Origin of the sequence: Nocardia sp. NPDC006982, assembly GCF_042869435.1 — a bacterium.
In the GTDB taxonomy this organism is placed as follows: Bacteria; Actinomycetota; Actinomycetes; order Mycobacteriales; family Mycobacteriaceae; genus Nocardia.
Window position 1 is genome coordinate 520019 of sequence record NZ_JBIAFV010000006.1, and the last position, 25310, is coordinate 545328.

Sequence of the window (25310 nt, forward strand, 5' to 3'; positions counted from 1 at the left end):
GTAACGAAAGGCTCTCCACCCTATGGATATAGCCGGCTACGCCCCCTGTCAGTTCATCGACGGGACGATCTCGGCCGGAGCTATCCACCATCACTCACCGCACCCGGCGGCCCTGTCGCGATGGGGAGGCAGGGCCACCGGGTTGTGCTCGGCGAGGCTCAACCCGTGACGGTTGGGCCGGACAGGCGGTTGAGGGTTGCCGTTGCCTCGGTGAGGAGGTCGACCGTCGAATCCAGTTGCTGTTCGGTGTGTTCGGAGGTGAGGAAGAAGCGCATGCGCTCCTTTCCCGCCGGAACGGTCGGAGCGGCGATAGCGGGGGCGTAGACCCCGTTTTCGAGTAACGTCGTCGAGGCGATACCGCACTGGATCTCACCGGGAATGATGACCGGGCAGATCGGGGTCTGCTGGGAGTCGCCCAGGTCCATGCCGCGCTCGCGTAGGGCCGTGTGGAAGTGTTTCGTGTTGTCCCACAGGCGAGTCAGGCGTTCGGGCTCGTCTGCCAGCACGTTCAGACCCGCCAGGGCGGCGGCGATCGCGGACGGTGCCGGTGCCCCGGTGAGCATCGCTACGCCCGGTGCGCTGGACTTCATCGCCCCGATCAGGTCGGCGTCGGCGGCGATGAAGCCGCCGCAGCTGCCCAGGGCCTTGGACAGCGTGCCCATCCAGATGTCGACGTCGGCGCCCGCCATCTCGTAGTGCTCGCGGATACCGTGACCGCTCGCGCCGAACACACCGAACGAGTGCGCCTCGTCGACCATGACCGCGCAGTCATATTCCCTGGCAACAGCGGCTAGTTCGGCGACCCGGCCGACGGTACCGTCCATACTGTAGTGGCCCTCGAGCACCACCAGCGCGCGGTCGAAAGCCGCTCGCGACGTGCGCAATACCACGCGCAACGATTCCGGATCGTTGTGCCGGAAGTTGATTCGGCGGCACCCCGCCCATTGAGTACCCGAGACCACACTGCCGTGAATCAGCGTGTCGCAGAACGCGACATCGCCCGTGCCGAGCAGATATCCGATGACACCGGCATTGGTGAGGTAGCCGCTGGTGGTGACCATCGCATCGCCGACGTCGTAGATCCCGGCCAGACGCTGCTCGAGTTCATGGTAGAGCGGGATCTCACCGCCGACGATCCGGCTCGCCGACGCGGAGGCGCCGTACTCGCCCAACGCCGAGGTGGCGGCCTCCACGACTCGGGGATGACTGGCCAGACCTAGATAATTGTAGGCACTGAAATTCACCAGTTCACCTGCGGCGGAGCGAATTACGTTGTCGTTGGGACTGTTCCGCGGCAGGAAATACGGGCTGGGCAGGCCGGAGTGCTCGGTCAGCGCGGCGATCGTCGCGCGTTGCGTCGCAGCCGCGAGCACCCCGGGATGATCGGCGAACTGCTTCCCGGGGCCGCGCACGGTACGGTCCGGGCGCGGTGGGATGGACGCGCGGGAGGCTGTGGTGACGACATTCCCGCCGCCCGCGTTGGGAACCCGGATGCCGCCCGTAGCGACCCCATTGCCCTCTTTAGCAGGAATCTTGCTGCTGGACAACAGTTTCCTGGCCAGATCCCGAGCCGACTCGCTCATAACTCCACCTCTCCGGCATTCGGTGCCGCCCCGGGCGCGCACTCGGCTGGGTACATTCGATCGCTGCGTTCACTCATGCGGGCACCGCCTCGGCCACCGGTTCCGCCACGTCCTCGCCGGTCTCGCCGACCAGCATCGCGGCGACCGTCGCACCGGCCTGCGCCAGCGTGAACGTGCGGCCGAGTTGCACCGACGTCAGGTCGACGCCCAGATTCTTGGTGACCAGCGCGGAGAATTCCACGGTCATCAGCGAATTGAGGCCGATATCCGGCACCGGCACCGTCTGGTCGATCGACTCCGCGGCCACACCCATGACGGTCGCCAGCTGCTCGGCGAGCATGTGCGCCACCACCTCGTTGCGTTGGCCGACCTCCAATTCCCGCAGGGCCGCGGCCAATTGGGCGGAGGCCGAATCGTCTTCGACGGAGGCGGCGATGACCGCTTCGACTCGTCCGGTGCCGGCGAACAGGCCATTGGCCGCGACGACCTTGTTCCAGTCGATCGGAGCGATGTCGGCGTGGTGGTGCAGGCCGAGTCGCAGTGCGGCTTCGAGGTATTCGGGACCTTCGTCCATTTCGATGGTATCAAGACCGCTGCTGAGAAGGTAGCGGGCCATGGTGTCGGTGTCGACCATTCCCGCGCCGTGCATATGTCCCCAGCCGATGGCCAGTGCGGTGCCGCCGGAGCGCACGATCTCGTCGGCGAGCGCATTGAGCGCCAGGTTCGCCGCCGTGTAGGTGTACTGACCGGGTCCACCGAAAATCACACCGCCGGAGGAGAACAGCACGAGCATGTCCGGTGTGACACCGGCCGCCGCGAGTCCGTCGACCAATGCACGGGCACCGGTCACCTTGGGGGTGACGACCTTGACGAGGCTGTCGTAGTCGATGGCGGCGAGGAGTTTGTCGTCGACGGTGCCCGCGGCGTGGAAGACGCCGCGCAGCGGATGGTCGGCGGTGTGTGCCCGCGCGATCATCGCGGTGACGGCCTCCGAATCAGCAATGTCGAGCCGCTCGCTGACAACTTCGATGCCCATCTCCTGCCAGGCGCGCAGCTGTGCTTGTGCCGCTTCGGTTTTCGCTCCGCCCCGGCCCACCAGGGTCAGCCGCCGCGCACCCTTGCCGACCAGCCAGCGGCCGACGGCCAGGCCGAAGCCGCCGAAGCCGCCGGTGATGAGGTACTGGGCGTCCGGCGCGACCGCGACCTCGCCGAGCGCCGGCCGGACCAGCGGTGCGGCCTCGCCGAGGTCCAGGACCACGCGCCCGATCTTGGTGGAGCGCGCGACCTCGTCGAATGCCTTCGCAACCTCGGCGGTGCCGTAGCGTTCGTACGGCAGTGCCGTGTATTCGCCCGCGTAGATTGCGGAGTTGATGCGCTCCAACATCGCCATGGATTCGGCAGTCTTCTTCGCCAGCATCCGGTCCATGTCGATGGAGTGGTATGACACGTTCTTTTCGAAGTGCCGCAGGTCCAGAACCCCGCCGTCGTAGCTGTCGGTCTTGCCGACCTCCACGATCCGCCCGAATTCGGCGACGGCGTCGAAGTTCTTGCGCAGCAGATCGCCTGGGGTCGTGCTGATCACGATGTCGGCCCCGCGCCCGTCGGTGAGCGCAAGAACCTCCTCGGCGAAGTTCAGCGACCGCGAATTCAGCACGTGATCGGCGCCCTGGGCGAGCACGTAGTCGCGGCGCTCGGCGGTGCCGGCGGTGCCGATGACGGTGGCGCCGTGGCGTTTCGCGATCTGCACAGCGGCCGAGCCGACACCGCCGGCCGCGCCGTGCACCAGCACCGTCTCCCCGGCGCGCAGCCGGACCAGTTCCAGCAGCGAAAATTCGGCGCTGAAGAAGGCCATTCCGTTGCTGCAGATTCCGGGATCACTGTCGACGGGGGTGCCGAACGCCATGGCGGCGTCCACAGTGTTGTAGCGCCGGATCATGCCGCGCTTGCAGAAGCCCACCCAATCACCGACCGCGAAGTCCTCGACGCCCGGTCCGACCCGCACCACCTCGCCGAGGCCCTCCATGCCCGGTTCGAGGCCGAAATAGGTTGCGCCCAACTGCCGTTCGGTGAGCACACCCGTGACCTTCATCGTGTCCTTGAAGTTCAAGCCGATCGACTTGGTGCGGATCTCGATCTCGCCGGGGCCGGGTTCCTGCCGGTCGCAGCGCCGCCAAGCGAGCTGTGAGAGCACCCGGGTTTTGGGGATCTCCAAGGTGAAGTTGGCTTCCGGATCCTCCAGGGGCGCAGCCTGATCGAGGGCGTCGAGACGGCCCTCCAGGGTCCTGGTGACCACCGGCACCCAGCGCAGGCCGTCGCGCAGGTACACCTCGTCGGCATGGTCGTAGGTGAACGCGCCGGGAATGGCGAGTTCGGCGGCCAGGTCGGCGAGCTCGGTCTGCGGGTCGACGTCGACCAAACGCCAGCGCAGCACGGACTGTTCGTTGAGCAGGACCCGTCGCGCACCGGCCAGGGTGGCATGCCGCGAGTTCGGCGGCTGGTCGGCTTCCGGATGCGCGAAGGCCCGTTCGGTAATGACGGTGGCGTGTATGCTGCCGTCTCCGGTCATCGGTCGTTTGCCGGTTTCGCCGTGCTGCTCGTCGTCGTATTCGTGCAGGGTCAGTGCCAGCCTGCGCAGCGTCCACAGGTTGGTCAATTCGTCGTATTCGGTGCCGGCGACCACCACCACCTGCAGCCGCGCCGCATTCGGATCGGTGTCTCGAAGCTGTTGCGCGAAAGCGGTTTCCAGGTCCTCGCGGGACGGGTCGCCCACGGTGAAGCTGGAGTTCGACGGTGTCAGCGAGGCGATGTCGGCGGCCCGCGCACTCGGCTCCGAGCCGAGGGTGACGACGAGGGTGTGGACGTTCTCGGTCGGTGGCAGCGCCGAGGTATCCACGGGATCGCGGAGTTCCCAGGTGGTTTCGTAGAAGAAGTCCGTCATCCGTTGCAGCGCACTGCGGCCCGGGTCTATCGCGCCCAGCCGCAGTCCGATGATCTGCATGAGCACCTGCCCCTGCGCATCGAGGAGGTCGTAGTCGATGATCAGCGCGTCCGGATCCCTCAGCCGGGTCACCACGGTCACCGCGGCGGGCAGTGGTGCGAACACCCGCACCCCGTCGACCGCGACCGGCACCATCGGGCTGCCGTTGCGACCGACGCCCTCCCGCAGGGCTCCGATGCTCTGCACTGCGGCGTCCACGACACCCGGGTGCACGAGGTGGCCGGACCCGGCGGCAATGGACCCGTCCAGGGTGGCCACCACGGTCTTGCCGGATACCTGCACCGAGGTGAACCGCCGGAAGGCCGGACCGTACCGCAGTCCGCTCTGCTCCATCGCGGCGTGCACCGATTCTGGATCCACCGTGAGCAATTCGTCGGCATCGGGGACCGTCACCCGCTCCGGCGGATCGTAGGCTCCGTCGACCAGACGGCCGGTCGCATTGACGGTCCACAGGTCCGAGTCGGCGGGCCGGGAGCGAATGGTGAATCGCCGGGTCGATTCCTCGACCCGCAGCTCGACCACCGGCACGTCGCCGTCGGCGATGAGGAGCGGGGCCAGGAAGCGCACGTCCCCCACCGCCACCCGCGCGGATCCCGCTGGGCCGACAAGACCGGTGCGCGCCGCGGCGGCGCTCAGTGCCGCGTCCAGATACGCGGCGCCGGGCAGGATCCGGGAGCCGCCCACGACGTGGTCGTCGAGCCAGGGCAGCGCGGCGACACTCAGGTGCGTCCGCCAAAGGTGCTGGGGTTCGGCCAGATCGGGGTCGCCGAGCATCGAATACGAGCCGGCCGTGCCGTGGCGCGCCTGCGCGAACGCGGGCAGCTCGTCGTGCAGTCGGCTGTGCTGCCACGGGTAGCGGGGCAGCTCGACATGTGGGGTGGGTCCGGCGTGCACGGAGGCGAACAGCGCGTCGATATCGAGGACGCCCGCGGCGTAGAGTCCGGCAATCAGCTGCCGCACGCTGACGCCGTCGTCCTGTTTGCGGTTGAGGGTGGCGATGGTCGTGCCGGTTTCCCCCGCGCCGATGAGGATTTCGCGAATGTTGGCGCCCAGCACCGGATGCGGGCCGACCTCGACGAAGATGCGGCTGCCCGCGCCGACCAGTGCGGCGGCGGCGTCGGCGAACCGCACCGGCTGCCGGACGTTGCGGCACCAGTACTCGGCATCCCAGTCCGGACCGACCACCTCGGCGCCGGTCACGGTGGAGAAAAGCTTGACGGTCGGCTCGGCGGGCTTCAGATCGGCCAGGGCGGAACGCAATTCGTCGAGAATCGGCTCCATCAGGTAGCTGTGGTACGGCACCTCCACCTGTAGTCGTCTGGCGAAAACACCTTCGGTGGCAAGTTTTTCGGCGATCTCGTCGAGCCGCTCCTCGTTGCCCGCGAGGGTGACCCCACTCGGGCTGTTGATCGCGGCGATGTCGACCAGATCGTCTCCGGACAGCAGTTCCAGCGCCGCCTGCTCGGAGACACCGACTGCCAGCATCCCGCCGGAACCCGCTGTGACGGCCTGCAATCGGGCCCGGTGATAGGCGACGGTGAGGGCATCACGCAGCGAAAGCACCCCGGTAACGTAGGCGGCGGCGACCTCGCCGACACTGTGCCCGACCGCCGCGGCGGGTTCGATGCCGTGCTCGGTCAGCCACGCGTACAGCGCCACCTGCACCAGGAAGTTGGCCGGCTGCGCCACCGCGGTGGTGGTGACCCGGGACTCCTCCTCGGGTTTCAGTAGTTCCTCGATGATGGACCAGCCGGCGATCTCGGTGAACACCGTGTCGATCTTCTTCGCCTCGGCGGCGAAAGTACCGTCACCGGTGAGCAATTCGCGCCCCATGGCCCAGTGCTGCGGCCCCATGCCGGTGAAGACGAATACCGGTTCGGCCACCTTGCGGGGAATCACCTTCCCCACCCGACCTTCGCCGCCCGCGAATTCGACCAGGCCGCGGACCAATTCGGCATCGTCACCGAAGGTGATCGCGGCGCGGACCGTATTGTGCTGACGCCGCGTCCAGGCCGCCTCGGCCAGCAGTCCGGGGTCCGCGCCGTCGGCGATCTGCTCGGCGAACCGCCGCGCCAGCTCACGCACGGCCGTCTCGGTCCGGCCCGACAACGGCAGCACTCCGAAATGAACCGGGGTATGCGGGGTGCCGGTGGCCGCCCGGTGTTCGGTGAGTATCGCGTGGGCGTTCGTTCCACCGAAGCCGAAACCGTTGATCGCGACCGTCATTCGCTCGTCGGGCGACACGGGACGCGGGTCCAGTTGCAGTGCCAGGTTGAGTTCGGCGAACGGGATATCCGGGTTGGGCGTGTCCAGCCACCCCTGTGGGGCGATGGTCCGATGCGAGATGGCCAGCGCCGACTTGATCACGCTTGCGATGCCGGACGCGGCCTCGGTGTGCCCGATCTGCGCCTTCACCGACCCGACTCCCAGGGGTTCGGTGCGCCCGTCGACCGCGCCATACGCCCGGCCGATCGCCTGCAGTTCCAGGGGGTCGCCGACCGCGGTGCCGGTGCCGTGCGCCTCCACATAGGTCACTTCGTGCGGTGCGATACCCGCGCGCGCGGTTACCGATTTGGCCAGGGCCTCTTGCAGATCCGCGTTCGGCACGGTGATGGCGGTGGTGCGCCCGTCCTGGTTCGACCCGGTCGCCTTGACCACCGCGTAGATGCGGTCGCCGTCGCGTTCGGCATCGGCCAGCTTCTTCAGCACCACGATGCCCGCGCCCTCGCCACGCCCGTACCCGTCGGCGGCGGCGTCGAACGGTTTGCTGCGCCCGTCGGCGGCCAGGAAGCCGCCCTTGCACATGGAGATGAAGTATTCCGGCGCCATCAAAACTGTGACACCGCCGGCCAGGGCCATCTCGCAGTCGCCGTCGGCGATCGCCCGGCAGGCCAGGTGGAAGGCCACCAGCGACGACGAGCACGCCGTATCGACGGTGATCGCGGGTCCGACCATGTTGAGCGCGTACGCGATTCGGTTGGAGATCATCGTGTACGAGGCGCCCCCCGCGGTGTGCATGTCCACATGGGCCAGCGCCGGGCCGCCCAGGGCTGTGAGCGTCTGGTCCATGGTGAACGCGCCCATGTAGACGCCGACAGGCGCACCGCCGACACGGCCCGCGAGACCCGCGTCGTCCAGTGCCTCCCAGGCGACTTCGAGCGCGAGGCGCTGCTGCGGATCCAGCGCGGCGGCCTCACGCGGGGAGATGCCGAAGAAGTCGGGATCGAATTCCCATGGGTCGCTGGTCATGAACGCGGCCCGCTTGGTGTACATGCGGCCCGGTGCGCGGCGGTCCGGGTCGTAGTAGCGGCGATAGTCCCACCGCTCACCGGGGATATCGACAACCCCGTCACGCTTGTTCAGCACGAAATCCCAGAAGGATCGGGGGGATTCGATACCGCCCGCATAGCGGCAGCCGATACCGACAATGGCAATGTCAGACACTGGAACTCCTCGGAAACTCTGATCGAACTTTGGCCCCCCCGAGAAGGACGTTGTGGGACAGCAGGACCCACCCGCCGCGCGCGGTGCGCAATATTCCCCTTGCGCTCGAGCTTCAGGTGGCTTCGGCTATCGCCGCCGGGCGCAGTACAAAGTTCATCTCGGGACCTTTACGTCCAATCTTGATCTTGGTGACGAATTCGCCGCCGAACGCCTCGTAGAAGGGCAAGTTGGCGTCCTTGCAGATCCCGCCGACGGTGGCGCCGTGCTTGTCGGCGTCCGCGGCGGCCCAGGAGGCCAGGGTCAGGCCCACACCCGAGGTCTGCCAGTCGGGTTCACAGGCGAGGTAGACCAGCATGCTGTGCGGCTGTGGCGGGGACACCCGGGCCATGGCGGCGTCGACGTCCATGCCGCGGCGCGTGGCAGTGCCCATGGCCTTCAGCAGCAGCACACCCGAAATCGTCTCTCGCCACAGCGAAGCGCGGTATCCGGGGGGCTGCCACAGCAGCGCGGCAACGATCCTGCCGTCGACGGTGGCCACTGCCGCACCGTCGGCTGGCAGGAACCGGTACTTGATCATGAGGCGCACCATGTCCGGCGCCCGCCGGTGGCGCACTGCCGGATTCGGGAAGATGTACTCCTCGACCGGGTCGTCGACGTCGAACGCCCGCGCGACGACCCGGGCCATTTCCTCGATATCGTGCTCGGTAGCCCGGCGAATGACCGGTGTGGCCCGCTGATTCAACGCTCGTATCCTAACGCTCTCTCGTGCCCCTGCTCCCGCTTCAGTAGGCTGTACAACATTTCCGGGAGTGCCACCAGAAGGCCGGTGGCAGAGAATAATTCGGGTCGCCTGTGGTGACAGAGATTCAGCGTGCCGTCCTCCCGGATCGCGAAATGAGCTTCCGCCAGCGGCTCGACGATGTGCGCGCAATCTCACGGTCGCCATTGGTATTCATGCGATCAGCCCAGCCGGTCGTAATGGATTGCAGCCGAGTCACGATGCGCCTCTTTTCCGGATCACCCCAATCCCCGGCCCCGAGGGCAGCTTCCAATTCGTCGAATACCGCATCGATCGACCGGACCTGGATTTCTTGGTCCTGATCGCCGAGTTTTTGGTGGAGATGGTCGGCGAGCGTGGTGGGGGTGGGGTATTCGAAGACGACCGCGGGCGGGAGTGACAGGCCGGTGGCGGTTTGCAGCCGGTTGCGCAACTCGACCGCGCCCAGGGAGTCGAAACCATGGTCCACGAACGGGCGCTCGGGATCGATCGCGGACGCACCGTCGTGACCGAGCACGGCCGCGAGGTGGCTGATGACGGTATCGATGACCGTCTGCCGCAGACCAGGCACCACCGCCGAGGTCGTCGCCGGACGCCCCGTCGCCCTCTGGCGACGGTCCGCAGCCGGCACCAATTCTCGCAGTACCGGTGGCAGTAGCCCACTATCGGCCTGGGCACGGATCTCGGCGGTATCCACGGCGGCGATCACCGCATGTGCCGTGTCTCGTGCGAGTGCCGCACGCCAGCCGGCGAACGCCTGCTCATCCGACATCGCGATGAAGCCGCCGCGACTCATCCGGGCTACATCGGCCGCACCCAGCCCTGCGGTCATACCGCCCGAGTGCGCCCACAGCCCCCACGCCAGCGACTGACCGGCCAGCCCTCGGGCCCTGCGGTGCGCCACCAGGCCGTCGAGGAAGGTGTTCGCGGCCGCGTAATTGGCCTGTCCGGGGGCGCCGACCGTGCCCGACACCGACGAAAACACCACGAACGCCGCCAGATTCAGATCCGCGGTCGCCTCGTGCAGATACCAGGCGGCGTCGACCTTCGGCGCCAGGACCGTGTCCACCCGCTGCGCGGTGAGCGACCCGATGGTCCCGTCGTCGAGCACGCCGGCGGCATGGATCACGCCGGTCAACCGCCGCTGCGCCGGTATGTCGGCCAGTAGGCCGGCCACCGCGCCGGCATCGGTGACATCACAGGCCACTACCCGCACCTGCGCGCCGAGCTGCTCGAGTTCGGCGATCAGCGCCGCCGCACCAACGGCGCGCGGGCCGCTGCGGCTGACCAGCAGCACCGACGTCACGCCGTGCTCGACGACCACGTGCCGGGCCACGGCCGCGCCCAAACCGCCTGTGCCGCCGGTGATCAGCACCGTGCCGGTGCCGAAGGCGGGAGCGGTGTCGTCATGTGGGGGCGGCACCACGGGCCGGATGAGCCGGGCGGTGTGAGGTATGCCGGCGCGCACGACCAGCTGGGGTTCATCCACGGCCACGACGCCGGCCGCGAGGTGCTCATCGACGCGAGCGTCCGTATCCACCAAGATGATCCGGCCCGGATCTTCCGTCTGCGCGGTCCGCACCAAACCCCACACCGCGGCGCCGGCCAGGTCGGTGCAGTCCTCGCCGGGCAGCGTGACCGCACCACGTGTGGCGACCACCAGGGTGCTGGCCACGAACCGTTCGCCGGCCAGCCACGCCTGCACCACCTCGAGAATCCGCGCGACCTCGGCGTGGGTGGCGCCCACCACGTCGGTATCGGTGTGGTCGCTCCACCCGCCCCCGGCCTCGACCACTACCACCGGAGGTATCGGTGCTTCCGGAGCCAGCCGGTCCCACCAACCCACACTCGAATCCCCTGTGGACCCCGCATCAGCCGCAGCCGCGGATTCGGCCGGTGACCACACCAGTTCAAGTACCGGATCGGCCGTGCCGCCCGCCGCGGCGAGTTGCCCGAGTGGCATCGGCCGGCTCGTCACCGTCCCCGACAGCACCGATTGTCCCTTCTCATCGGTCACCCACAGCGACGCCGACGCTCCGTTGACAGTCAGACGCGCACGCAACGCCGACGCTTCGGTCGCATACAGCGACACCGACTCCCACGAGAACGGCAACACCACGTGATCCGCCGGGATCTCGAACGCGCCGGCCAGCAGTCCCGCCTGAATGACCGCATCCAGCAATGCCGGATGAATCCCGAATCCTTCGCTGTGCACCCCGGTGTCAGCATCGAGGGCGATGTCCGCGAACACCTCCTCGCCGCGGCGCCACAGCGCCCGCACGCACTGAAAGGCCGGCCCCATGTCGTAATCAGGCGTCAGGAACGCGTGTGCGACGTCGATTTCGGTCGCCGCGGCAGGCGGCCATACCTCCGATTCGGGTGCGGTCGTGTCGGTCCGGTCGGTCAGCAGCCCGCGGACGTGCAGTACCCACTGTCCGTCGTGGTCGTGTTCACCACGGGAGTAGATCGCTATCGGTCGTTGCGGGGATTCGGGCCCGACCACGACCTGGATCCGCACACCGCCTGCCGCCGGAAAAACCAGCGGCGCCTGCAATGTCAGTTCCTCGATCACCGGGCACCCGATTTCGCCACCAGCGCACAGTGCCAGCTCCACGAACGCGGTCCCCGGCAACACCATGACCCCGCCGATGGCATGGTCGGCCAACCAGGGCTGCGACAGCGCCGACAGCTGCCCGGTCAGGACGAAACCACCGTCCGCCATCGGCAATGCCGCATCCACCATGGGGTGTTCGATCACACCCAAACCCGCGGCTTCGACACCAGCGGTGCTGCGCGAGGGTGCGAGCCAGTAGCGACGACGCTGGAAAGCATAGGTGGGCAACGACACTCGGGAAACCGGGCGAGCGGCGAACAACACCCGCCAGTCGACGTCGACACCGGCGGTGTATGCGCGCGCCAGGCAGTTCAGGAACTGCTCGACCTCGCCGCGCCCTCGACGCGCTCCGGCGACCACCAGCGACTGCGCCGCGATATCCGTCGGCAGGCTTTGCTGGGTCATTGCCGTCAGCACTGCGTCCGGGCCGATTTCCAGGAATCGCCGCGCGCCGAAGTCCACCAGGCTGTCTATGCCACGGGCGAATTGAACGGTCGCCCGGATGTGCTGAACCCAGTAGCCGGGCTCCTGCACCTCATCGCCGGCCATCCGGCCGGAGAGATTCGACACCAACGGAATCCGCGGGCGATGGTAGGTCACTTCCCCTGCGACAGCGGCGAACTCGGCAAGCATCGGGTCCATCCGGTGCGAATGGGAGGCGATCGATATCCGCAACCGCGAGGTCTCGCGCCCGCGGTCGATGAACCACTGCTCGACCGCCGTCACCGCGTCCTCGTCGCCGGAAACCACCACGGCGTCAGGCGCATTCACCGCGGCGATGGACACGCGGTCGGCATGGCCGGCGAGTGCCTCGGATACCTCGCGCTCGTCCGCCGCGGCGGCCAGCATCGCGCCGCCCTCGGGCAACTGCCCCATGAGGCGACCCCGCGCCGCGACCAGCCGGCACGCGTCCGGCAGCGACCACACGCCGGCGAGGTACGCGGCAGCCAGCTCACCGGTCGAATGTCCCACCAGGACATCGGGTGTCACGCCGAACGAGTCCAAGAGCCGACAGAGTGCGACTTCGTAGGCGAACAGCGCGGGCTGGGTGAACTCGATCCGATGCAGAACACTGGCATCGGCATCGGCATCGGCAGAGCTGCCGTCGACCAACTGACCGGTGAACATCAAATGCTTCAGCGATCCGCCCAGTAGTGGATCGAACTGCTCGCAGACCTCATCCAACGCGGCAGCGAACACTCCGAACGCCTTGTACAGTTCACGTCCCATACCGACCCGCTGCGCGCCACCTCCGGTGCACAGGAACGCCGCCTTACGCGAAACCGCCCGCCCTGCGGCCACATCAGCGGAGCCCTTGGATTCGGCCAGCGCCGCGAGTCCGGCCAGCAGCGTGTCCCGGTCCTCGCCCATCACCGCGGCCCGCCAGTCCAACTGGGCGCGGGTCGTCAGCAGTGAGTAGCCGATGTCGTCGATTGTCAGGTCGGGGTTTTCGCTCACCCAGTGCCGTAGTTTGGCCGCCTGCGCACGCAGGCCGTCTTCGGTTCTCGCCGAAACCAGCCATGGGGTGGCGCCGGATGCCGCCTGCGCACCGCTATCGTTCGCCGATTCGGCCGGGGTCGTTACCGGAGCGGGGGCTTCCTCCAGGATCACATGAGCGTTGGTGCCGCTGGCACCGAAGGAGGACACACCGGCGCGACGCACCCGCTCTCCGGCCGGCCACGGTTCCGCCGCCGTGAGCAGCCGCACCGTTCCCGCCGACCAGTCCACCTGCGGGGTCGGAGCATCGACATGCAGTGTCGCGGGCAGTATTTCGTGCCGAAGCGCCTGCACCATCTTGATCACGCCGCCGACACCGGCCGCAGCGGAGGTGTGCCCGATATTCGACTTGAGTGATCCGATGCGCAGCGGATCTCCGGCGCGTTCGCGACCGTAGGCGGCGATCAACGCCTGCGCCTCGATCGGGTCGCCGAGAGCGGTGCCGGTGCCGTGTGCTTCGACCGCATCGACGTCGGCCGGTGCCAGACCAGCGCTGGCGAGGGCCGCCGCGATCACCTTTTCCTGTGAGGGGCCGTTCGGTGCGGTCAGACGGTTGCTGGCGCCGTCCTGGTTGATCGCGCTGCCGCGGATGACCGCGAGGACCTGGCGGCCGTGGCGGCGTGCGTCCGACAACCGCTCGACCGCGAGCATGCCGAGGCCCTCGGAGAACCCGGTCCCGTTTGCCGCCGCCGCGAAGGCCTTGCACCGTGCGTCGGGGGACAGCGCACGCTGTCGGCTGAAGGCGATCAGCAGGGCGGGATCGGACATGACGGTGACCCCGCCGACCAGAGCGAGGGAGGTCTCGCCCTGACGCAATGCCTGACAGGCGAGGTGCAGGGCGACCAACGACGACGAGCACGCGGTGTCCACCGAGATCGCCGGACCTTTCAGACCAAAGGTGAAGGCGACGCGCCCCGCGAGGATGCTGGCCGAAACACCCGGGTAGGCCTGGCCTTCTGCTTCGGGGGTCAGCCCCGGTGACCCGATCCGGGGACCATAGTCCTGATGGATGACACCGGCGTACACACCGGTGTCGCCGCCGCGCAGCGACGCCGGATCGATGCCGGCGTCCTCCAACGCCTCCCACGCGGCTTCCAGGAACAGCCGCTGCTGCGGATCCATCGTCTCGGCCACGCTGGGTGGGATTCCGAAGAATCCCGCATCGAAATCGCCGGCGGCATACAGGAATCCGCCCTCCCGGGTGTAAACGGTTCCCGGGATATCGGGGTCGCTGTCGAACAGGCGCTCGAGGTCCCAGCCACGGTCGGCCGGGAAGGGACCGACGGCGTCGGTGCCGGAAGAGAGCAATTCCCACAGCTGCGCGGGAGTGTCGGCGCCGCCCGGGTACCGGCAGCTCATGCCGACGATCGCGAGCGGCTCTCCGGCACGTTCTTCCAGGTGCTCGATGCGCTTGTTGGCGGTACGGAGGTCTCCGGTGACCTTCCGCAGATATCGGCTGAGACGTTCCTCATTGCTGGTACTCGGATTGCTCATGCTGGGCCAAACTCCTCGTCGATCAGATCCAAAAGTTCATTGTCGGAATGGAATTCGAGGTCGTCGTAAGCACTGTCCGACCACTTGTCCCCCAGATGGGCGCGCAGACGCAGGGTGATGCCCCGCAACGCCGCGACGGTCTCGTCGGCGTTGCCGCCGTCGGCGATGATCCGCTCGACCATGGCCTCGAGCCGCGCGATATCGGCCGGCACCACCGAGGCCGGTTGCGCGGGTGCCGCCACCACGGCCCGCTCCAGCAGGTAGCCGGCGATATCTCCCGCTGTGGGGTAGTCGAACACCAAGGTCGAGGGCAGCGACAGCCCCGTTACCTTCGACAGCCGGTTGCGGAACTCCACTCCGCCTAGAGAGTCGAAGCCGAGGTCGTCGAAACCTTGATCGGGCCGGATATCGTCGGCCGACGCGTAACCCAGCACCGCCGCCACGTGTTCGCGCACCAGGTTCAGGACGACCCCGCGGCGCTTCGGCTCCGCCACACCGTGCAGACGCTCCGCGAGCGACGGTTCGACGGTCGATGTCGTGGCCGGCCGGCCGGGTGCGCGAACGAACCCGCGCAGCACCGCCGGGACCGGACCGGTATGCGTTTGCAGGCGCAGCTTGCCGGTATCCAGGTGCACCAGCGCCGATACCGGTTCCGCAGTGGTCAGCGATTCGTCGAACAATCGCAGGCCGTCGGTACGGTCCAGCGGGGTCAGGCCCATTCGGTCCAATCGACCCATGGCGTTGCGATCCAATGCGCCGGTCATGCCGATATCGGGCTGCCACGGACCCCAGGCGAGCGCGAGCGCCGGCAGCCCTTCGGCGCGGCGTCGCATCGCGAGGGCATCCAGGAAGCCGTTCGCGGCAGCGTAGTTCGCCTGCCCCGGTGAACCGATCATTCCGGCAATCGAGGAGAACATCACGAATGCGGAGAGATTCATGTCGCGGGTGAGCTCGTGCAGATGCCATGCCGCATCGGCCTTGGGAGCGAACACCCGATCGATCTGGTCACCGGTGAGCGTGTGGAACGTCCCGTCGTCGAGTACGCCCGCGGTGTGCACGACACCGGTAAGTGGGTGCTCCGGGGGAAGGCCGGTCAGCAGATTCCGAAGTGCGTCGCGGTCGGTGACATCGCAGGCGGTGACGTGTACCTCTGCGCCGAGTCCGGAAAGGTCCGCCGCGAGTTCCGTTGCACCGTCGGCACGCTCGCCACGGCGAGATACCAGCAGCAGTCGTCGCACTCCGTGCGCGGTGACCAGGTGCCTGGCGAGCAGCGCGCCCAACCCCCCGGTTCCGCCGGTGATCAGAACGGTCCCGGATCCGAACGAAACCTGCTCGGCCGCAGCGGATGTCACCAGCTCCAGTCGCGGCGCCAGGACGCGGTCACCCCGCACCGCCAGCTGCGGCTCCCTGGTCACGATCGCGGCTCGGATCGATTCGGCCGAAATATGCTGTGCACCAACGGAGTCGTCCGCGTCGAGCAGCGCGATCCGCTCCGGATATTCGGTCTGAGCGCTACTTATCAGACCCCATACCGCGGCCGATGCGGTATCCGGCGCCTCATCGGGCAGGGTGGCCGCACGGTCGGTCACCACAACCAGTCGCGACCGCGCGAAGCGCTCCTCGGCCAGCCAGCCGTTCACCATGCGCAAGGCGACCTTCACCCGATCACTCGCCGACGGCTGCGAATCATGGTGTGATGCAGTCGATTCGGACCACACAACGATATCCGGAAGGCTTGGAGCGGCAGCGAGCGCAGCCAGATCCGGATACCTCTCGTCGATTCCGGGTACCCGTGCGGCGCCGAGCACGGCCGCGCTCAGGCTCGGGGCGAGCCCCCCGGACGCTTCGACCGCCGTCCAGCGCAACCCGTACCGGGCCGCCCGTCCGCCCGACAGCGCGGCGCGGAACTGCTGGGCGTCGTAGGAGCGCATAACCACTTCGTCGACGGAAACCACCGGATTTCCGTCCTGGTCGACGGCCATGACGCTGATCGCCTCGGCGCTGCGCAGAACGGCCATCACCCGCAAGGTCGTGACCTTGGACGTTGTGTAAAAGCGCGTCGCACCCCAACGGAACAGGAGCTTGCCCTCAGCGGGATTGCCCTTGTCTTCCGACCAGATCAAACCGACAAGTCCGGCGTGCAACGCCATATCGAACAGCGCCGGATGCAGCTGGAACCCCTCGGCCGGGATGTCCGGATTCAGGGTGACCTCGGAAAACATCGTGTCACCACTGCGCCAAGCGGCGTCGATGCCGAGGAACGAAGCGCCGTATTCCAGTCCGGCGACACGCGCCACCTGGGCCGGAACCCAATCGGCGTGCACTGGTTCGGCATCGACCGGCGGCCACGGCCCCGCGCGCAGCATGTCCACGAGGTCGATATCGATCGGCTGCTGACCACTCAGCACGCCACTGGCGTTGCGCGTCCACTCGCCGTCGGGGCCGTCGCCGGTGAGGCGGTAGTGGAACGTGAACGATCGACGTCCGGCGGAATCCGGTTCCCGCACCAGTACTTGCAGTTCGACATCGCCGTCGGCCGGCGGGAGGATCGGCGTCTCGAGGGTGAACTCGCCCACGGCCTCGCATCCGATTCGCTGGCCCGCGACCAGCAGCATCTCCATGAGCGCGGCACTCGGGACGAGCACCACACCATAGGTGGTGTGGTCGGCGATCCAGGGATGGGTGCGCAGCGAAAGCCGTCCCGTGAACAGCCACTCGTCGCGGTCGGCCACTCGGACCACGTCGGTGAGCAGCGGGTGGTCCGAGGCATTCCGGCGCTCGGAGAGGCTGGGTTCGAGCCAATACCGCCGGTGTTCGAAGGCATAGGTGGGCAAGGCGACTCGTGCCACCCGGCGACCGGTGAACAGTGGCGTCCAATCGACATTCACGCCGGCGGTGTGCGCCTGTCCGAGCAATGTCAGGAACTGCTCGACCTCGTCGTGATCCCGGCGGGCCGCCGCGGCCACCACAGATCGAGCCTCGACGTCCTCGGCAAGCGTGTGCCGCGTCATCGCCACCAGCACCGCGTCGGGTCCGACCTCGAGGAACCGGCGCACGCCCGACGCCACCAGCGTCTCGACACCGGGCGCGAAACGCACCGCCGCACGCACCTGCGCCACCCAGTACCCGGGATCCAGGATCTCATCGCCGGCGATCCGGCCAGAAATGTTGGACACCAACGGAATCTGTGGGGCGTTGCAGGTTACTCGCGCAACCACGGTCTCGAACTCGGCCAGCATCGGCTCCATCCGATGGGAATGGAACGCATGCGACACCCGCAACCGGCTCGTCTTGCGACCCCGTTCGGCGAACTGCCGATCGATCTCGTCGATGGCGTCCTCGTCACCCGAGATCACCACGGCCGCAGGCGCATTCACCGCCGCCACCGACACCCGACCATCGAATCCGGCGATCGCCGCGTCGACTTCGGCTTCGGACGCGGCGATCGCGAGCATCGCGCCGCCCTCCGGAAGCGCCTCCATCAGTCGTCCGCGTGCCGCGACCAGCTCGCAGGCGTCTTCCAGTGACCACACACCGGCCACATACGCCGCGGCCAGTTCACCGATCGAGTGCCCGATCAACACATCCGGGACAACTCCGAACGACTCCAGCAGGCGATACAGCGCCACTTCGAACGCGAACAGGGCGGGCTGGGTCAATCGTGTCCGATCCAGGATCCCGGTACCCGCTGATCCTTTCGAGCGACCTGACAAGCAGTCGCTAGCGGTGACGCCCTGATCGTCGACCACGTGTCCGGTGAACATCGCTTGCTTCAGGGAACATCCGAGCAGCGGATCGAACTGGGCACACACCTCGTCCAGTGCTGCGGCGAATACCGGGAAGGCCGCGGCGAGACCCGCGCCCATACCGACCCGCTGCGCGCCCTGACCGGTGAACAGGAAGGCGGTCTTCCCGGAGCCCACCGTGCCGGAAACCACACCGGCAGAGGCGGATCCGGCGGCCAGCTGCGCCAGCCGCGTCAGCAGTTCGTCGCGATCACCGCCCAGGATCGCCGCCCGCGACTCGTGCTGCGCACGTGTCGTCACGAGCGAATACGCCACCTGCCTCGGATCGGCGTCGGGGTGATCGATCAGCCACTGCTGCAGTTTCGCCGCCTGTCCACGCAGGGCGGTCTCATTCTTGGCCGACACCAGCCACGGCACAACCGTGCGTGGACGGTCGGTAGCCGGTAGCGCGACGACCGACTGCGGGGCGGGCGCTTCCTCGAGGATCGCGTGTGCGTTGGTGCCGCTGACACCGAACGACGACACCCCGGCTCGACGGACCCGTCCGCCGGTCGGCCACGGCTGGGCCTCGGTCAGCAGCTGGACATCGCCCGCGGACCAGTCCACGTGTGGGCTCGGCTCGTCCGCATGCAGTGTCTTCGGCAGGGTTTCGTGGCGCAGCGCCTGCACCATCTTGATCACGCCACCGACACCCGCCGCGGCCACGGTGTGGCCGATATTCGACTTGAGCGATCCGATCCGCAGCGGTTGTCCCGCACGGTCCTGCCCATACGCCGCGATCAGCGCCTGAGCTTCGATCGGATCACCCAACCTCGTGCCGGTACCGTGCGCCTCCACGGCGTCGATATCGGACGGCTCGAGTCCGGCATTCGCCAACGCCGCCGCGATCACCCGCTCCTGCGACGGACCGTTCGGCGCGGTCAAGCCGTTGCTCGCGCCGTCCTGGTTCACCGCCGTACCGCGCACGAGGGCGAGGACGTTGTGCCCCAGGCGCTTTGCGTCGGAGAGCCGCTCGAGCACCAGCACACCGACGCCCTCGGAGAAGGCGACGCCGTCGGCCCCGGCGGAGAAGGCCTTGCAACGGCCATCGGGCGAAAGACCACGCTGCCGCGCGAAATCGACGTAGAGGTAAGGACTGGCCGCGACCGTCACACCGCTCGCCAGCGCCAGCGAACTCTCCCCCTGGCGCAGCGCTTGGCAGGCCAGATGCAGCGAGACCAGCGACGACGAGCATGCGGTGTCCACGGTGACCGCCGGGCCTTCGAGACCGAGGACATAGGCCACCCGTCCGGACATCACGCTGCTCGTGGTGCCGGTGAGCCGATAGCCCTCCAGGTCACCGGCCACCCGATCGATGTAGCCCGAGTAGCCCGCTCCGACATATACGCCGGTGTCGCTGCCCCGCAACAACGTCGGATCGATGCCCGCGTCCTCCAGAGCTTCCCAGGACACCTCCAGCAGCAAACGTTGCTGCGGGTCCATCGCGGACGCCTCCCGTGGACCGATCCCGAAGAATCCCGGGTCGAAATCGCCTGCGTTGTAGAGGAATCCGCCGCGTCGGGTGTAGACGGTACCGGGCTTGTCCGGATTCGCATCGAACAGCCGCTCCAGATCCCAGCCCCGATCCGACGGGAAATCGCCGGTCGCGTCGGTTCCGGAAGCAACGAGATCCCACAGCTGATCCGGTGATTCGACGCCGCCGGGGAACTGGCAGGCCATACCCACGATCGCGATCGGCTCGTCGGCCCGGACGCGGCGGGCAACCTTCTTGACGGGTGCGCCCACCGTCGGCTCGACGCGGGACTGCACCAGCTTCGCCACCGCCGCCGGGGTCGGATGATCGAACACCAGTGTCGACGGCAACTGCAGGCCGGTGGCCTTGCCGAGCCTGTTCCGGAATTCCACGCCGCCCAGCGAATCGAAACCGATCTCGTCGAAGCGCTGGTCGGGCCGGATGTCCGCGGCCGAGTCGTGCCCGAGCACTGCCGCCGCCTGGGTGAGCACGACCTCCAGCACCACCTCGGCACGCCGCACTTGCGGCACATCCGCCAACCGGGCGGCCAGCGAGCCCGCCGCCGCGGCGACCGCCGCCTGCTGCGTCGGGCGCGTCGAACGCCGCACGAATCCGCGCAGCACCGCCGGAACGGCATCGACGTCGGACTCGCGACGCAAGACACTCGCGTCGAACCGGATCGGAACCAGACGCGCCTCCGAGTGCGCGAGCGCATCGTCGAAAAGTCGCGTCCCTTCGACATTTTCGAGCGGGCCCAGCCCCAGGCGGTCCCATCGAGCGAGGGCGGCGCGGTTCAAGCCACCGGTCATACCGCCGGCCTGGTTCCACGGACCCCACGCCAGCGATGTGGCGGCCGAACCGGCGGCCCGACGTCGCTGCGCCAACGCGTCCAGGAAACCGTTCGCCGCGGCGTAATTGCCCTGCCCCGACGACCCCAGCACCGTGGCGATCGATGAGAACACCACGAACGCGGACAGATTCAGACCACGAGTGAGCTCGTCCAGATGCCATGCGCCGTCGACCTTCGGCGCCAGCACGCGATCCATCTGGTCAGCGGTCAGCGACTCGACGGTGCCGTCGTCCAGAATTCCCGCGGTGTGCACGACAGCGGTCAGCTTCCTGTGGGGGAGGTCGATTGTCTCCAGGAGGTTCCGCACCGCGTCGCGGTCGGCGACATCGCATGCGACGGCCCGGACCTCGGCCCCGGCGTGCGCCAATTCGGCAACCAGCTCGGCGGCGCCGGGCGCATCGGGGCCCCGGCGCGAGGTCAATACGAGACTGCGCACACCGTGTTCGGCAACGAGATGGCGGGCGAACAACGCACCCAGTCCACCCGTTCCGCCCGTAATCAGCACGGTCCCATCCCCGAACGACCGCCGCAGGCCCGGATCCGCGGAAGCGGACGCGCGCACCATCCGGGGAACGAGAAGCTGCGCACCACGGACCGCGATCTGCGGCTCGCCCGACCACAGGACCGCCGCGATGCGGTCGGCATCGAGTGGCCGGTCCGGATCCTCGTCGACGAGGACGAACCGTTCCGGATGCTCCGACTGCGCGCTGCGCACCAGCCCCCACACCGCCGCCGCGGCCGGATCCGGAGTCTCGTCGGGCAGGCCCACGGCGCCCGTCGTCACCACGACCACTCGGACATCGGACAGACATTGCTCGCCGAGCAGGGACTGCACCATCGCCAACGCGCCGTGCACGCGAGCCCGCACGGATCCCGGACCATCGACGTCCGAATCTGCTGCGAGAGGCTCGGTCGCTCGCCACACCACCACACTGGGAATGCCCTCGGCCGCAACGACATCGGCGATCGACGCGTATTCCGTGTCGATCCCCGCCACCGTCGTGTGCCCGAGCATCGCCAGGGCCGGTCGGCCGTCTCTGGCACCCGATTCCGCAGTGGGCTCCCAGCGCACCTGGTACAGGCCCGCCTCGTAACCGACGAGACTGCTCCGGAATTCCTTCACGTCATAGGGACGCATCACCACCGCGTCGACCGACACGATCGGATTGCCGTCCGGATCGACAGCCGCGACCGACACGGTCTCGGGTCCGGTCGCGACCGCGATGACCCGAAGCGAAGTCACCTCATCCGTCGACGACTCGTGGAAACGCGCACCACCCCACCGGAACAACAACCTGCCGGTATCGGGATCGAAATCCCCATCACGCCACAGCAACCCGGAGAATCCCGCGTGCATCACCATATCCAGCAGGGCAGGGTGCAGGTCGTGCCGTCCCGGCTCCGGCGCCGCATCGGTGTCCAGGACGATCTCGGAGAAAACCGTGTCCTCGCGTTGCCACGCGGCACGCACACCGACGAACGCCGGACCGTACTCGAGCCCGGCGAGCTTCGCAATCCGCTCCGGCAGCCCCGCACTGTCCACGACCTCGCTATCGACCGGCGGCCATTGCTCCTCCCGCAGCCGCGACACCAGCGCCGAATCACCATCCCACTGGGCCCCGAGCACACCGGTGGCGTTGTGGATCCATTCGGCGTCGGAGGACTTGCGGAAATAGAACTCGAACGGACGCCGCCCGGACTCGTCCGCCGCCTGCACCAGCACCTGCAACTCGACCTCGTCGTCCGCGGTCGGCAGAATCGGGGCCTGCAAGGTGAGCTCCTCCACCACCCCGCAACCGATCCGGCGGCCCGCGACGAGGAGCAACTCGATGAACGTCGCGCTCGGCACGACCACCACACCGTAGGTCATGTGATCAGCGATCCACGGATGCGTCCGCAACGAGAACCGGCCGGTCAACAACCATTCGTCGGTACCCGCCAACCCGACCACACCGGTCAGGATCGGATGATCCGTCGCCGACGGCGACGCGTCGAGGGCACCCGACAACCAGAACCGGCGGCGTTGAAAGGCATAGGTGGGCAACGGAATTCGGCGTTCGGCACGACCCGCGAACCACGAACGCCAGTCCACCCGCGCACCTGCGACATGAACCTGCGCCAAGGCAGTGACGAACTGCTCCACCTCATCGACCGACCGCCGAGCAGCCGCTGCCACCGACGACACCGACTCGACGTCCGGATGCTCGGCCAGACAGCCACGCGTCATTGCCGCAAGCACCGCATCCGGTCCGATCTCCACGAACCGCCGCACACCTGCCTCGACCAAAACGTCGACCCCCGGCGCGAAACGGACACACCCCCGCACCTGCTCGACCCAGTACCCAGGATCGGTCAACTCCGCAGCAACCACGACCGCCGAAACATTCGACACGACCGGCAACGACGGCTCCCGATACGTCAACCCCTCAGCAACAGAACGGAACTCGGCCAACATCGGCTCCATCAACACCGAATGGAACGCATGACTGACCCGCAACCGATTCGTCTTCACACCCTCGGCGGACAGCAGTCGCTCGATCTCACCGATGGCATCGACGTCCCCGGACAACACCGTCGACGACGGACCGTTCACCGCCGCGATCGACACACGGTCGGCGAAGTCGGCGACGATATCGACTGCTCGTCCTGCACTGGTCGCGACCGCGAGCATCGCCCCGCCCACCGGCAAGGCACCCATCAACCGACCACGCGCCACAACCAGCGCACACGCATCCTCGAGCGACCACACCCCCGCCACATACGCCGCAGCCAACTCACCGATCGAATGCCCGATCAGCAGATCCGGCGCGACACCGAACGATTCGAACAACCGGAACAACGCCACCTCGAACGCGAACAACGCCGGCTGGGTGAACTCCGTCCGATCCAACACCCCCTCGACGTCGGCGAACATCAACTCCTTCAGCGACCGACCCAACAACGGATCGACCTGCGCACACACCTCATCCAACGCCGCCGCGAACACCGGGAACGCCCGATACAGGCCCCCACCCATACCAACTCGCTGCGCACCCTGCCCCGTGAACAGGAACGCGGTCCTATCGGAACCGGCATTCCCTTCGATCGTGCCGTGCGAACCCGCGGCCAGATCGGCCAGACCGGCGAGCAGTTCGTGCCGGTCATGCCCCACGACCGCACCGCGCCGGTCCAACTGTGCCCTCGACGTCGCCAAGGAATACGCCATATCCCGGACATCGACGTCGGGATCGTCGATCAACCACTGCCGCAGTCGATCCGCCTGGGCACGGAGGGCTTCGTCGGACTTGGCCGATATCAGCAACGGAACGATATCGGCCACAATGGGTTTCGCGGCCGATTCCGGCTCGGATCCGTCCACCGACGCCACGGTGACCGGATGGACCGGTGCCTCCTCGAGGATGAGGTGGGCGTTGGTGCCGCTGGCTCCGAACGACGACACCCCGGCTCGCCGGGTCCGGTCCCCCACCGGCCACGGCTCATTGTCCTGCAGGAGCCGCACCGTGCCCGCGGACCAATCCACGTGCGGGGTCGGCGCATCCACATGCAACGTCTTCGGCAGCACGCCGTGCCGCATAGCTTGAACCATCTTGATCACTCCGCCCACCCCCGCGGCAGCCGAGGTGTGACCGACATTCGACTTCAGCGACCCCAAACGCAACGGCGCGCTCTCGCGACGCGTGCCATATGCGCTGATCAGTGCCCGCGCCTCGATCGGATCCCCGAGCATCGTGCCGGTGCCGTGCGCCTCTACCGCGTCGATATCCGACGGGGCCAGACCCGCGTTCGCCAACGCGGCCGCGATCACTCGTTCCTGCGACGGACCGTTCGGCGCAGTCAAGCCGTTGCTCGCCCCATCCTGATTGACAGCACTACCACGCACCACCGCCAGCACGGTGTGACCGAGCCGCTGCGCGTCCGAAAGACGCTCCAGCACAAGCACTCCGAGACCCTCGGAGAATCCGGTTCCATCAGCAGCCGCCGCGAATGCCTTACAGCGCGCATCGGGCGACAACGCACGCTGACGCGCGAACGCGATCAGCAATGCCGGATCCGACATGACGGTCACCCCACCCGCCACCGCCAGCGACGTATCGCCCTGCCGTAGCGCCTGGCACGCCAGATGCAACGCCACCAGCGACGACGAGCAGGCGGTATCGACCGAGATGGCCGGGCCTTTGAAGCCGAACGTGTACGCGATCCGACCGGACAGCACCGCGTTCGAAACACCCAGGTAGGCATGGCCTTCGGTCTCGGCGGTGATATTCGGCGAGCCGATGCGTGGACCGTAGTTCTGATGGATTACTCCGGCGAAGACACCGGTGTCGCTGCCGCGCAACGACACCGGGTCGATTCCCGCATCCTCCAACGCTTCCCAGGACGCCTCCAACATCAGGCGCTGCTGCGGATCCATCGCCGCGGCCTCACGCGGGCCGATCCCGAAGAAGGCCGCGTCGAACTCGCCTATGGCGTCGAGGAACCCACCGTCCCGGGTGTAAATGGCGTTCGGCACATCGGGATCCAGGTTGAACAGCCGTTCCAGGTCCCACCCTCGATCGGTCGGGTAGTCGCCGATGGCATCCACACCGTCCGCCGTCATGCGCCACAGGTCCTCGGCGGAGCGGACGCCACCGGGATACCGGCAAGCCATACCGACGATCGCGATCGGCTCCCGCGACCGGTCGGTGAGCGCGCGCAGTTGCTGTTTGGTCTCGTAGAGCTCCTTCGCGGTCTTCTTCAGATACCGGCGCAGCTCGTCGTTGTCGGCCATCGGTGGAACTCCAGATCGTGTTTGC

General features: G+C 67.7%; 5 protein-coding genes. All 5 read right to left on the bottom strand.

Going from position 1 to position 25310, the window contains the following annotated elements:
• Positions 1 to 158: 158 nt before the first annotated feature.
• Complete coding sequence (locus tag ACFYOW_RS26545; RefSeq protein ID WP_387292243.1) at positions 159 to 1583, bottom strand: aminotransferase class I/II-fold pyridoxal phosphate-dependent enzyme; 1425 nt, start codon at positions 1581 to 1583, stop codon at positions 159 to 161.
• Positions 1584 to 1656: 73 nt separating this feature from the next.
• Complete coding sequence (locus tag ACFYOW_RS26550) at positions 1657 to 8025, bottom strand: type I polyketide synthase (protein ID WP_387292245.1); 6369 nt, start codon at positions 8023 to 8025, stop codon at positions 1657 to 1659.
• A 112-nt stretch (positions 8026 to 8137) separates the two neighbouring features.
• The gene (locus tag ACFYOW_RS26555) at positions 8138 to 8767 is read right to left on the bottom strand and encodes a GNAT family N-acetyltransferase (RefSeq protein ID WP_387292247.1); all 630 of its coding nucleotides are present in this window, start codon (positions 8765 to 8767) and stop codon (positions 8138 to 8140) included.
• 124 nt (positions 8768 to 8891) lie between these two features.
• Complete coding sequence (locus ACFYOW_RS26560; RefSeq protein ID WP_387292249.1) at positions 8892 to 14408, bottom strand: type I polyketide synthase; 5517 nt, start codon at positions 14406 to 14408, stop codon at positions 8892 to 8894.
• Positions 14405 to 25285, bottom strand: a complete 10881-nt coding sequence (locus tag ACFYOW_RS26565; protein ID WP_387292251.1) for a type I polyketide synthase — start codon at positions 25283 to 25285, stop codon at positions 14405 to 14407. The genes ACFYOW_RS26560 and ACFYOW_RS26565 overlap by 4 nt, the downstream gene beginning before the upstream one ends.
• Between the last annotated feature and the right edge of the window lie 25 nt (positions 25286 to 25310).

Bases quoted from the DNA above. Each gene is read 5' to 3' on its own strand.
- ACFYOW_RS26545 (WP_387292243.1), bottom strand. From the start codon at position 1,583: ATGAGCGAGTCGGCTCGGGATCTGGCCAGGAAACTGTTGTCCAGCAGC.
- ACFYOW_RS26565 (WP_387292251.1), bottom strand. From the start codon at position 25,285: ATGGCCGACAACGACGAGCTGCGCCGGTATCTGAAGAAGACCGCGAAG.
- ACFYOW_RS26560 (WP_387292249.1), bottom strand. From the start codon at position 14,408: ATGAGCAATCCGAGTACCAGCAATGAGGAACGTCTCAGCCGATATCTG.